Here is a 10,784-nt window from a genome sequence, read left to right as displayed (position 1 = left end):
CGAAGCTCAAGGCCCACCTGAGACGCATGGGTGCCAGACCCTTCGACACCTTGTTCCGGGCCCTCGGAGACATCCGCGAGATGTTCGACCCGCAAAAGTGCTGGAACTTCCTCAAAACTGCCGGATATGCCTCAGATTAAATGCAAAACGATTTAGGGTCAGACGATCCCGGCGATGATGGCACGCAGGGTGGCGATGCCCTCGCCCTTCTCCGAAGAGGTCAGCACCATCTCCGGGAAGGCGGCGGGGTGGCTGGCCAGTGCGCTGCGCACCTGTGCCAGCACCCGATCCTGGTCTTTGGCTTTGACCTTGTCGGCCTTGGTCAATACCACCTGGAACGGCACGGCGGATTTGTCGAGCAGCGTCAGGATGTCCTCGTCCACGGTCTTGATGCCGTGACGGGCATCGATCAGAACGAAGGCCCGGCGCAGGGTCTGCCGCCCGGCCAGGTAAGCTTTCAGAAGGCGTTGCCATTTTTCCACCACGGCCACCGGCGCCTCGGCATACCCGTAACCGGGCAGGTCCACGATGTAGCGGCTTTCACCCAGGGTGAAGAAATTGATTTCCTGAGTCCGGCCCGGTGTGTTGGAAGCCCGCGCCAGCCGGTTACGACCCGTCAGGGCATTGATCAGGCTGGACTTGCCCACGTTGGAGCGCCCGGCAAAGCACACCTCGGTCCGGTCGGCGGGCGGCAGGCCATCCATGGCCACAACGCCCTTGAAGAAGTCGACCGGCCCCGCGAACAGTTTGCGCCCGGCTTCGGCGGCGTGCGCATCTGCTGCTTCGGCAAGAGGAAAGGTCAAAGTCATGGCAAAACCTCGACAGAATCTCCGACGCTGATCCGGCCACAGCCTATCACCTCGGCGTAGATGCCGAAATCCTGCCCCCCCCGGTGATGGCGCAGCACTCCCAGCGTGTCGGCGTCGCGGTGGCCGGTATCTGGGTTGGCGGCAGTGGCCATGCAGCGACCGATGGGCGTGCGCACCTGCAAGGTTGTGCCGCCGATCCGCACCCGGCGGCCCTGCCACCCCATTTCCGCCCAGGCGGGCAGGTCCTCCAGCCAAAGGTTTCCCCGAAACCGCAAAGGCGACATCTCCTGTCCGGTTTGCGCGGACAGATCGCGCAGGGAGGCAAGGCTGTTGAGGCTGATGGATGGGTAGGGCGTGTCGGTCATCCCCCGACCCGGCACCCGAACGATGCCTTCAGGGCGCAGGCGACCCGCCGGGATCAGGGGGGAAACCCAGTCCAGGAATGCGGCCGCCTCTTCGTCCGGGCGGAAGGTCAGGTCAGGCCGGTCGGGATGTGTCAGCGTCAGGGCGGCGCGTGCCTCGTCCAGACGTGCCTGGATGGCCATCAGCGCGGGGGCCTTCGCCCCGCGCAGAAAGTTTGCGCACGGGGCCCACCCGCCGTCGACCCTGGCCTTTTCGTGGGCAACGGCCCAGGTCCGGTCCCACGGAAGGGTCTGCCCGGTCGCCAGCGTCACCGTCTGGATCGCCTCGGCGCCATGCCCCTTCAGGGGATGGCGCCAGATCGCGGCAAGTGTGGTCATTTTTTTCTGCGGAAGCTGTCGGCTATATTTCCGAACACGTTCGGTTTATAGCCGTGGCTGCGCATGATCGCATATTGCTGGATGAAGGTGATGGTGTTGTTCGCAATCCAGTAGAGCACCAGCCCGCTGGCGAACCCGCCCAGCATGAACATGAATATCCACGGCAACCAGGCGAAGACCATTGCCTGGGTCTTGTCTGTCGGCGTGGGGTTCAGCTTTTGCTGAAGCCACATCGAAATGCCCAGCAGGATCGGCAGTACCCCGAGCGAGAAGATTGCGAAGATCGAACCCGCTTCCGGTACCCCCCAGGGCAGCAGCCCGAAAAGATTCAGGATCGAGGACGGGTCGGGCGCGGACAGGTCTTTCAGCCAGCCGATCCAGGGGGCGTGACGCAGTTCGATTGTGACGAAGATCACCTTGTACAGCGAAAAGAAGATCGGGATCTGAACCAGCAGCGGCAGACAGCCCGCGGCAGGGTTCACCTTTTCCTTCTTGTACAGGTTCATCATCTCCATCTGGAGTTTCTGGCGGTCGTCGCCGACGCGCTCCTTGATCTTCTCCATCTCGGGCTGAAGCTCTTTCATTTTCGCCATGGAGGAGTAGGATTTGTACGCCAGCGGCAGCAGAAGCGCCTTGATCAGGATGGTCAGGCCGATAATGGCCCAACCCATGCTGCCGGCGATGCCCGCCGTGCTGAGCGCCCCGTTCAGCCAGTGCAGGACCGCAAAGATCGGCTTGGTGAAGAAGAAGAACCAGCCCCAGTCGATCGAGTCGAGAAAGCGGTAGATGCCGTTTTCATTCTGGTACTTGCGGATGGTTTCCCATTCCTTCGCCCCGGCAAAAAGCATGGTCTCGGCGCCGGCGGTTTCGCCGGGGGCGACAGTCAGAACCGGAAGGCGGGTTTCAACCTGATAAATGTCCGCCTCGTCGACATATTTGACCACCGAGGTGAACGCTTGACCGGGTTGCGGGATCAGCGCGGTCATCCAGTACTTGTCGGTGAAGCCGATCCAGCCGTTTTGTTCGACCTGCGCGATTTCCGCGCGGGCGGCCTCGCGGGGGACGACATCCATGTCCGGCATGTCGTCGTAGTCGATCTCTTCCAGTTCCTTGTCGAGCTGACGCACGACGCCTTCATGCAGGATGAAAAACCCGATCGTGTCAGGCTCGGAATGGCGGGCGACGATGCCGTAAGGCGCAAGACGCAGGGTCTGGCCGGTGGTGTTTTCCACCGATTGCCTGACCGTGAACAGGTAGTTCTCGTCAACGGAGATCTCCCGCCGGTAAACGAGACCTTTTCCGTTCTCCCAGCGCAGGGTGACCGGGCGGCCCAGGCCAAGTGACTGGCCGGTTTCGACCGTCCAAAGCGTGTTCGCTCCGGGCACGTCCTCATAGCCGAGTTGCCCGGCGGGCGCCCAGCCGTAAAGCGCGTAATAGGGTTTCCCGCTTCCCACGGGCGAGAGCAGCCGGACATTGGGGGAGGCGTCGTCCAGGGTCTCGCGGTAATTGCTCAGCGAAAGCGTATCGATTCGACCCCCCATAAGGGAGATGGCCCCCTTCAGGCGCGGCGTTTCGATGGCAAGGCGTGGCGCCTTTGCGTCCGGCAGGTTCGGAGCCTGAACCGGCGCGCTGGCAGAGGGCGGCGCGGCCGCGACCTCGGGTGGGGGCGCTTCGGACGACGTCACGGCGCTTTGTGTCTCGCCCTCGACCGGGGTCGGGTTTTCCGGCGGGAACAGCAGGAACCAGACGAGGATCACCAGAAAGCTGAGCGCAGACGCGAGAATGAGATTCTTGTTCTGATCGTCCATTTGGATCGGCCACCTGTCCTTGTTCAAAGGTCACGGTGGTTCAACAGACTGGGGCTTGCAAGGTCAAGTCGTTTTCCCGCCGCACAAGGGGTTGGGATGGGCAGAACGGGCAAGTTTTTCGTGATATCGTGTTGCCCATGCCAGAAACCCGTCAAATGGCATCGGACGCGCCAGCGCATAGCCCTGCACATGATTGCATCCCAACCCGGCCAGAACGGCATTCTCGGCCAGTGTCTCGACCCCTTCGGCCAGTGTCTCCAGGCCCAGCCGGTCTGTCAGCGACAGGATTGCCGCGACGAGCTCACGCTGGTGGGTGTCGGTATCGATATTGGCGATGAGCGAACGGTCGATCTTGAGCCGGTGCAGGGCAAACCGGCGCAGGGCCGGGATGGCGGCGTTGCCGGTGCCAAAATCGTCCAGGTCGATCATGCAGCCCATGCGGGCAAGATCGGAGATCGTGCGCGGGGTCACCTCGTCCCCGGTATTCGTGACGACGGTTTCGAGAACCTCGATGCCCAGCCGCCCCGGCGTTAGTTCGAAACGGTCAAGCTCCCATGCGATGCGCCCGGGAATGTCCGGGTCGCGCAGTTCCTCGGGGCTGAGATTCACCGAAACGCGGGGGATATTGAGGCCTGCCCGATCCCAGCCGGTCAACGCCGAAAAGGCGTGAAAGCGAATCTCCTCCCCCAGGCGACACGACAGGCCCGCCCCGTAAATCACGTCCATGAATGCGCCGGGGCAGAGCAGCCCGCGCTCCGGGTGGTTCCAGCGCGCCAGTGCCTCCGCCCCGGTGATGTGGCCGGTTTCCGTGCTGATCTGCGGCTGGAACCACGCACGAAAGGCGCCTGTCTCCAGTCCCAATGCGACGTCCTGTTGCAGCAAATTCAAATTGGCGGGGGGCGCGGGCAGGTCCGGTACGAAGGCGCGCATGCTGCCCGGACCGGCATCCCGCGCCCGGCTGAGCGCCTGTTCCGCCGCCTCCAGCAAGGCCGCCGCCCCCGGCGCCGGGGCGCTTGATGGCAGACAGAAGCCCACGCAGCCTTGCAGATGGGCGCTGTCCTTTCTAAGCGGGACCGGCGCACGCAATGCGCTCAGCAATCGCCCGCCAAGCTGGATCAGGGTTTCAAGATCGGCGCGCGGAACCGGGGCCATGACAATTGCGAATCCGTTCGGAAGCCGGGCAACCACGTCATCCTGACGCATCACGGTCTGTACCCGCGCCGCGATCTGGCGCAAAATCTCTGGGCGCGCGCTCCTGCCGTGGCGGGGCTCAAGCTGATCCAGCCCTTCTATGCTGACGGCGAGGCAGGCGGTTTGCAGTCCCGTATGGGCTGCGCTGGCCAGCCGGGCGTCGAGTTCGCGAAGCACAGCGTCGCGAAGGATCAGGCCGGTTTGCGGGTCCGGTGGCGGCAAAACGCAGGCAGGGGGGGCAGGCCGGCGCAGCCACACCAGAACGGGCAGCCCAAGCGCCGAGGCCACCAGCGCCCCTTCGCCCCCAAGCCAGAAAGCGCATAACACCCCCACCGAAGTCAGGCCCGCCGCAGCCGGAGCATTGGTGACGAGGTCCCGCAGGCGCTTTGTGGTCAGGGGGCGGATGAACGAGGGCATGGGCGGGCTCCATCTGATTTCAGAGGAGCCTAGGGGCCGTCTTGCCAGTGTCCGGTTAACGCAAAAGAGGGATTTCCCCTGAATTTTCAGTAATTTTCCCGGTTTTCCGTTTTAACCCGACAAAATCGAACAGCGCCGGGTCCAGCAGGTGGCTGGGGCGGGTGTTCATCAGGGCGCGAAACATCTTTTGCCGGCGTCCGGGGTGGTTTGCCTCCCACTGATCGAGGATGCGCTTGACCTGCTGGCGTTGCAATCCATCCTGCGAACCGCACAGGTCGCATGGAATGATCGGGTAGTTCATCGCGCGGGAAAATCTTTCGCAATCGGTTTCGGCCACGAAAGCAAGAGGGCGATAAACGAACAGGTCGCCATCCTCGTTCACGAGCTTCGGCGGCATTGTCGCCAGGCGGCTGCCGTGAAAGAGGTTCATGAAGAAGGTTTCAAGGATGTCGTCCCGGTGGTGGCCCAGAACGACGGCGCTGCACCCTTCCTCACGCGCGATGCGGTAAAGGTTGCCGCGCCGCAGCCGCGAACACAGGGCGCAGTAGGTGCGTCCCTGGGGTACCTTGTCCATCACGATGGAGTAGGTGTCCTGGTACTCGATCCGGTGGGGCACCTGCATTTTCTCAAGAAATTCCGGCAGCACCGTGGCTGGAAACCCCGGTTGCCCCTGATCGAGATTGCAGGCCAGCAGATCCACCGGCAGCAGCCCGCGCCATTTCAGTTCATAAAGCGCGGCCAGCAGGGTGTAACTGTCCTTGCCGCCGGAAAGACAGATCAGCCAGCGCGCCCCACGTTCCACCATGCCGTAATGCTCGACCGCCTCGCGGGTCTGGCGGATGATCCGTTTGCGCAGCTTCTTGAATTCGGTCGCCGAAGGCGCACCGTGAAACAGCGGGTGAATGTCGTCGGCGGTGTCGAACATGGGGTCATCCTGTTGCGGCGCCTTTATGCCAGTTTCAGGCGCAACGGGCAATTCAGCGCTTTTCGCCGGGGACCGGATCATAGCCGCAGCCGCCCCACGGGTTGCAGCGCAGGATCCGCTGTGCCGCCAGCCATCCCCCCTTGAAGGCCCCGTGCTTTTCCAGGGCCTCCAGGGCGTAGGCGCTACAGGTCGGCTGATAGCGGCAGTTGAACCCCACCCAGGGGCTGAGCACCAGCCGGTAGGCCCGGACCGGCAAGGCAAACAGGCGGGCAAGCGGCGTCATTGTGCGTGCACCTTGCGCAGGGCCTGCCTCAGGTCGTCCCGGAGGGCTTCGAAAGGGCGGGTGGCCGTGGCATCGCGCCGGCCTATCAGGACGTAATCCCATCCGTCGCGGCCACAGGCGGGTAAAACTTGCCGGGCCACTTCACGCAGACGGCGCTTGGCGCGGTTTCGGGCGACGGCATTGCCGACCTTCTTGGAACAGGTGAACCCCACGCGGATGCCGGCGATCCCATCGTCATGGCGCTTGCGGGCCTGCAACATGAACCCCGCCGTGCCCTGGCGCTGTGCGCGGGCGGCACGCAGGAAATCGGCCCGTTTCGTGAGAGTATGCAGACATGAAGAAACCGCCGGGGGCCTGTTTGTGACCTCCGGCGCGCTGCCTGCCACATCTGCCCCCGGCGGTGTCATGACCCTTGGCTCGCTGAGGCTTACGCGCTCAGCGACTTGCGGCCACGCGCGCGGCGCGCGTTCAGAATCTTCCGGCCCGCTTTGGTGGCCATGCGCGCGCGAAATCCGTGGCGGCGCTTGCGGACAAGGTTGCTGGGTTGGTAGGTGCGTTTCATCGCGCTTGCTCCGTCAGGTGCGGCCCAAACCCCTACGGATTCGAAGGCCCCAAGTGTTCGAAGCCCGTCCTTTAGGGGGTTGCCGGTGCGAAGTCAATTCACTCCTGCCGGTTTTTACGGATTCCCTCCCTGCCGTGCACGTTGTGTGACGCTTGCGTGACTTCCCGCGCCGGAGGGTTACATCGCAGCCTGGCCCGTGCCAAGAAAGATACGGGAGGCCACAGATGAAAAAAGACCCGCGGACAGGGCACCGGCGATTGGTGCCGATCCTGATGATCGTGCTTTTTGCCTGCGCCGGGGCGGTGATGTTGCGCGATCAGCTGTCGTTCGCGGCGCTGGCCGAAAACCGGGCGGCGCTGTTGGTGCTGCGCGATGACAATTACGTCCTCAGCGCGGCGGGTTTCATGACGGCCTATGCCCTGATCGTGGCGTTTTCCCTGCCGGGGGCGACGGTGGCGACCCTGACGGGGGGCTTTCTGTTCGGTCTTTTCCCGGGCGTGGTGTTCAATGTCATTGCCGCGACGCTGGGGGCCTGCGCAATCTTTCTCGCCGTGCGCTGGGGGCTGGCCCAGCGCACGGCCGCCGGGCTGGATATGGCCGGGCCACGGGCGCAGCGTCTGCGCGCGGGATTGCGCGAGAACGAGATTCCCGTACTGCTGCTCCTCCGGCTGGTGCCGGTGGTGCCGTTTTTCGTGGCGAACCTTCTGCCCGCGCTCGCCGGGGTTGGGCTGGGCCGGTTCGCGGCCACGACATTTCTGGGGATCATTCCGGGGGCACTGGTTTATACTTGGGTCGGGGTCGGGTTGGGGGAGGTCTTTTCCCGGGGGGAAACGCCCGATCTCTCGATCATCTTCGAACCCTATATCCTCGGCCCGATCATGGGGCTGGCAGTGTTGGCGGCGCTGCCGATCGTGCTGCGGGCGCGCCGGGAAAAGGACCTGACATGACACGCATCAAAACCGATCTGTGCATTATCGGGGCCGGTTCCGGCGGATTGTCACTGGCGGCGGGGGCGGCGCAGATGGGCGCGCGCGTGGTGCTGGTGGAAGGGCACAGGATGGGCGGGGACTGTCTCAACTACGGTTGCGTCCCCTCAAAAGCATTGCTGGCGGCGGCAAGGCAGGCGCATGCGGTGCGCACGGGGGGCTGCGGGGTTGCGCCCGGTACTCCGCAAGTGGCGTATGCCGTGGTCATGGAACATGTCGCGCGCATCATTGCCGCCATCGCCCCCCATGACAGCGTGGAGAGGTTCGAGGGGCTTGGCGTTCGGGTGATCCGGGCGTGGGGGCGCTTTGCCGGCCCGCGCATGCTGGAGGCCGGGGGGAACACGATCCGCGCCCGGCGCTTTGTGATCGCCACGGGGTCGGGCCCGGTGGTTCCGCCGATTCCGGGTTTGGAAAATGTGCCTTACCTGACCAATGAGACGCTTTTCGATCTGCGGGAGCGGCCCGAGCATCTTCTTGTCATCGGGGCGGGGCCGATCGGGCTGGAAATGGCGCAGGCCCACGCCCGCCTGGGCAGCCGGGTCACCGTGATCGAGGGGGCCCGCGCCCTGAGCCGGGAGGATCCGGAGGCCGTCGCGCCGGTTCTGGACCGTCTGCGCACGGAAGGGGTCGACCTGCGTGAGAAGACCCCTGTCACCGCCGTTTCCGGGCAGGCCGGGGCCATCACCGTGGAAACCGGGGCCGGCCCGGTGACAGGCACGCATCTGTTGCTGGCGGTCGGGCGCAAACCGGTTCTGGAGCGGCTGAACCTGCCCGCCGCGGGGGTGGAGACGACGCCCGCCGGGGTGAAGGTGGGCGATGATCTGCGCAGCACCAACCGGCGCATTTATGCCATCGGCGATGCCGCCGGTCGGGCGCAATTCACCCATGCGGCGGGATATCATGCGGCGGTGGTGATTCGTCCGATCCTGTTCGGCCTGCCCGCCCGTGCCCGTGCCACGCAGGTGCCCCGCGCGGTCTACACGGACCCGGAGATGGCACAGGTCGGCCTGACGGAAGCCGAGGCGCGCCGCCTGCACGGGGCGCGGCTGCGCATCGCCCGGGCGGATTACGCGGGCAACGACCGTGCGGTAACCGCAGGCAGGACCGCAGGGTTCGTGAAGGTGATGGTGGTGGCCGGGCGCCCGGTGGGCGCGACCCTTGTCGGTGAGGGGGCGGGGGATCTTGCGGCGGTGTGGTCCCTGGTGCTGGCCAACCGGCTGAAAATATCTGCGGTTACCAATATGATTGCACCGTATCCGACATTGGCCGAACTTAACAAGCGGGCCGCGGGTGCTTATTTCATCCCCGGACTGTTTGAAAATGTCTGGGTTAAGCGCGCGGTGCGGATCGTGCAGGGGACGCTGCCCTGACCGCGTGCGGACAAGGGGCGCCATGATCGTCAACTCGCTCTCGGGGCGGTTTCTGTTACTCACTGTGGCCTTCGTCATGCTGGCGGAGGTGCTGATCTTTGTGCCCTCGGTCGCCCGCTTCCGGGAGGATTACCTGCTGTCCCGGCTGGAGCGGGCGCAGATCGCCTCGCTTGCGCTTTTGGCCTCGGACGAGATGATCGACGAACGGCTGGAGGCCGAGCTTTTGCGTAACGCGGGCGTTTTCAACGTGGTGCTGCGCCGGGATCAGGCGCGGGAACTGATCTTGTCTTCCCCGATTCCGTCCCCGGTGCAGGCGACCTTCGATTTGCGCAATGCCGGGCCGATGACGCTGATTCCCGACGCATTGCGCCGGCTGGCGGACCCTGTGCCGCGGATCGTGCGGGTTATCGGGGAGCCCGTCCGCGAGGGCGGTCAACTGATCGAGGTTACCCTGGAAACCGCCCCGTTGCGGGCGGCAATGATCGAGTATGGCCTGCGCATTCTGTTGCTTTCGGCCGTGATCTCGATCCTTACGGCGCTGTTGCTGTTTCTCGCGGTACAGCGTCTGCTGGTTCTGCCGATCAAGCGTGTTGTGCGGGCGATGCAGGTTTACGCCGAGGCTCCGGAGGATACGCGCCGGATTATCACCCCAACCGCCCGCGTGCGCGAACTCAGCGAGGCGGAAACCGCCCTTCAAAGCCTTCAGACGGAACTGACCGGCGCCCTACGCCAGAAAGAGCGCCTGGCCCAGCTGGGCGGGGCTGTGGCCAAGATCAGCCATGACCTGCGCAATATCCTGACGACTGCGCAGCTTTTCGCGGACCGTGTCGGGGAAAGCGAAGACCCCTCGGTCAAGCGGTCCGTGCCGAAGATCGTGGGGGCGGTCAGCCGCGCGATTTCGCTCTGCGAAACGACCCTGGCCTTCGGCAAGGCGGAGGAACCTTCACCCCGGCTGGACCGGGTGGTTCTTGCACAGTTGGTCAGCGATGTGGTGGAGAGCGAACGCCTTGCCGCAGGAGAAGAAGACATCAGCTTTGCCGAGGACATCCCCGCGACGTTTTTGCTGCGTGCGGACCCCGAACAATTGTACCGCGTTCTGACGAACCTGATTCGAAATGCCCGGCAGGCCATTGCCGTCACCGGCAAACCCGGAGAAATCGGAATCCGCGCTGACGAAGATGTATCCGAATGGCAGATCCACGTTTCCGATACCGGCCCCGGCCTGCCGCCGAAGGCGCGCGAACATCTGTTCCAGCCGTTCCAGGGCGGAACGCGCAAGGGCGGGACCGGGCTGGGACTTGCGATCTCCGCCGAACTGATACGTGGTCATGGTGGGCGGTTGGAACTGGAGCGGACCGGCCCGGAGGGCACGGCGTTCGTAATCCGCTTGCCGAAAGGGGCGGATCTGTGAAATTCCGGATTTTACGAGATTTCCCCCTTGCAAAGCCCAGGGCAGGGGGATAGATGACACCCCCACGCGCTGGTAGCTCAGTTGGATAGAGTACTTGACTACGAATCAAGGGGTCGGGGGTTCGAATCCTCCCCAGCGCGCCATTTCACATCTGTAGAACGTCAGACGAAATTGGCTTTTACGTCATAAACTGACCCAATCACCACGAACCGGATGATTGTGGATGAACCGCGAGTATCCGGTTCGCCCCCCCTTACGTGATGCTTCGCTAGATCTTTAGGC

The 10,784-nt window shown here is 64.1% G+C and carries 11 protein-coding genes and 1 tRNA gene; 4 read left to right on the top strand and 8 right to left on the bottom strand.

The features are described 5' to 3' along the window. Nucleotides 1-158: 158 nt before the first annotated feature. The 8 genes from yihA to rpmH form a co-directional block, all read right to left on the bottom strand. Entirely contained in the window at nt 159-809 is a 651-nt protein-coding gene (yihA, locus tag C8N32_RS14350) for a ribosome biogenesis GTP-binding protein YihA/YsxC (RefSeq protein WP_107893658.1), read from the bottom strand. Continuing rightward, on the bottom strand, nt 806-1,549 hold the full coding sequence (locus C8N32_RS14345; protein ID WP_107893657.1) for an MOSC domain-containing protein: 744 nt from the start codon (nt 1,547-1,549) through the stop codon (nt 806-808). The genes yihA and C8N32_RS14345 overlap by 4 nt, the downstream gene beginning before the upstream one ends. Next, the gene (gene yidC, locus C8N32_RS14340) at nt 1,546-3,357 is read right to left on the bottom strand and encodes a membrane protein insertase YidC (protein ID WP_107893656.1); all 1,812 of its coding nucleotides are present in this window, start codon (nt 3,355-3,357) and stop codon (nt 1,546-1,548) included. Before yidC ends, C8N32_RS14345 begins: the two co-directional genes overlap by 4 nt. A 63-nt stretch (nt 3,358-3,420) precedes the next feature. After that, nucleotides 3,421-4,965, bottom strand: a complete 1,545-nt coding sequence (locus tag C8N32_RS14335) for a GGDEF domain-containing phosphodiesterase (RefSeq protein ID WP_107893655.1) — start codon at nt 4,963-4,965, stop codon at nt 3,421-3,423. A 55-nt stretch (nt 4,966-5,020) separates the two neighbouring features. Next, a complete protein-coding gene (gene ttcA / locus C8N32_RS14330; RefSeq protein ID WP_107893660.1) occupies nt 5,021-5,890 on the bottom strand; it encodes a tRNA 2-thiocytidine(32) synthetase TtcA in 870 nt (289 codons plus the stop codon). 52 nt (nt 5,891-5,942) lie between these two features. Further along, nucleotides 5,943-6,173 carry a membrane protein insertion efficiency factor YidD gene (gene yidD / locus C8N32_RS14325; protein WP_107893654.1) on the bottom strand — a complete coding sequence of 77 codons (231 nt, stop codon included), beginning with the start codon at nt 6,171-6,173 and terminating at the stop codon, nt 5,943-5,945. After that, nucleotides 6,170-6,580 (bottom strand): ribonuclease P protein component, encoded by a 411-nt coding sequence (gene rnpA / locus C8N32_RS14320; protein WP_107893653.1) that lies wholly within the window; start codon nt 6,578-6,580, stop codon nt 6,170-6,172. The genes yidD and rnpA overlap by 4 nt, the downstream gene beginning before the upstream one ends. A 20-nt stretch (nt 6,581-6,600) precedes the next feature. Next, on the bottom strand, nt 6,601-6,735 hold the full coding sequence (gene rpmH, locus C8N32_RS14315; protein ID WP_005980833.1) for a 50S ribosomal protein L34: 135 nt from the start codon (nt 6,733-6,735) through the stop codon (nt 6,601-6,603). 224 nt (nt 6,736-6,959) lie between these two features. Between rpmH and C8N32_RS14310 the strand changes: the two genes are divergently transcribed. The 4 genes from C8N32_RS14310 (at nt 6,960) to C8N32_RS14295 (ending at nt 10,645) form a co-directional block, all read left to right on the top strand. Further along, entirely contained in the window at nt 6,960-7,682 is a 723-nt protein-coding gene (locus C8N32_RS14310) for a TVP38/TMEM64 family protein (RefSeq protein ID WP_107893652.1), read from the top strand. Continuing rightward, a complete protein-coding gene (locus C8N32_RS14305; RefSeq protein WP_107893651.1) occupies nt 7,679-9,091 on the top strand; it encodes a dihydrolipoyl dehydrogenase family protein in 1,413 nt (470 codons plus the stop codon). Before C8N32_RS14310 ends, C8N32_RS14305 begins: the two co-directional genes overlap by 4 nt. A gap of 25 nt (nt 9,092-9,116) precedes the next feature. Then, complete coding sequence (locus tag C8N32_RS14300; RefSeq protein ID WP_107893659.1) at nt 9,117-10,502, top strand: sensor histidine kinase; 1,386 nt, start codon at nt 9,117-9,119, stop codon at nt 10,500-10,502. A 66-nt stretch (nt 10,503-10,568) separates the two neighbouring features. Further along, nucleotides 10,569-10,645: transfer RNA gene (locus C8N32_RS14295), tRNA-Arg, on the top strand. The last annotated feature ends 139 nt before the right edge of the window (nt 10,646-10,784 follow it).

The sequence above is a fragment of the Rhodovulum imhoffii genome (assembly GCF_003046545.1).
Classification (GTDB): domain Bacteria; phylum Pseudomonadota; class Alphaproteobacteria; order Rhodobacterales; family Rhodobacteraceae; genus Rhodovulum; species Rhodovulum imhoffii.
This window is presented reverse-complemented; position numbering and strand designations above follow the sequence as displayed.

What these genes read in the sequence shown, in the direction of transcription:
- C8N32_RS14335 (WP_107893655.1), bottom strand. Translation starts at nt 4,965, where the DNA reads ATGCCCTCGTTCATCCGCCCCCTGACCACAAAGCGCCTGCGGGACCTC.
- C8N32_RS14305 (WP_107893651.1), top strand. Translation starts at nt 7,679, where the DNA reads ATGACACGCATCAAAACCGATCTGTGCATTATCGGGGCCGGTTCCGGC.
- C8N32_RS14345 (WP_107893657.1), bottom strand. Translation starts at nt 1,549, where the DNA reads ATGACCACACTTGCCGCGATCTGGCGCCATCCCCTGAAGGGGCATGGC.
- rnpA (WP_107893653.1), bottom strand. Translation starts at nt 6,580, where the DNA reads ATGACACCGCCGGGGGCAGATGTGGCAGGCAGCGCGCCGGAGGTCACA.
- yidD (WP_107893654.1), bottom strand. Translation starts at nt 6,173, where the DNA reads ATGACGCCGCTTGCCCGCCTGTTTGCCTTGCCGGTCCGGGCCTACCGG.
- C8N32_RS14310 (WP_107893652.1), top strand. Translation starts at nt 6,960, where the DNA reads ATGAAAAAAGACCCGCGGACAGGGCACCGGCGATTGGTGCCGATCCTG.
- yidC (WP_107893656.1), bottom strand. Translation starts at nt 3,357, where the DNA reads ATGGACGATCAGAACAAGAATCTCATTCTCGCGTCTGCGCTCAGCTTT.
- ttcA (WP_107893660.1), bottom strand. Translation starts at nt 5,890, where the DNA reads ATGTTCGACACCGCCGACGACATTCACCCGCTGTTTCACGGTGCGCCT.
- yihA (WP_107893658.1), bottom strand. Translation starts at nt 809, where the DNA reads ATGACTTTGACCTTTCCTCTTGCCGAAGCAGCAGATGCGCACGCCGCC.
- rpmH (WP_005980833.1), bottom strand. Translation starts at nt 6,735, where the DNA reads ATGAAACGCACCTACCAACCCAGCAACCTTGTCCGCAAGCGCCGCCAC.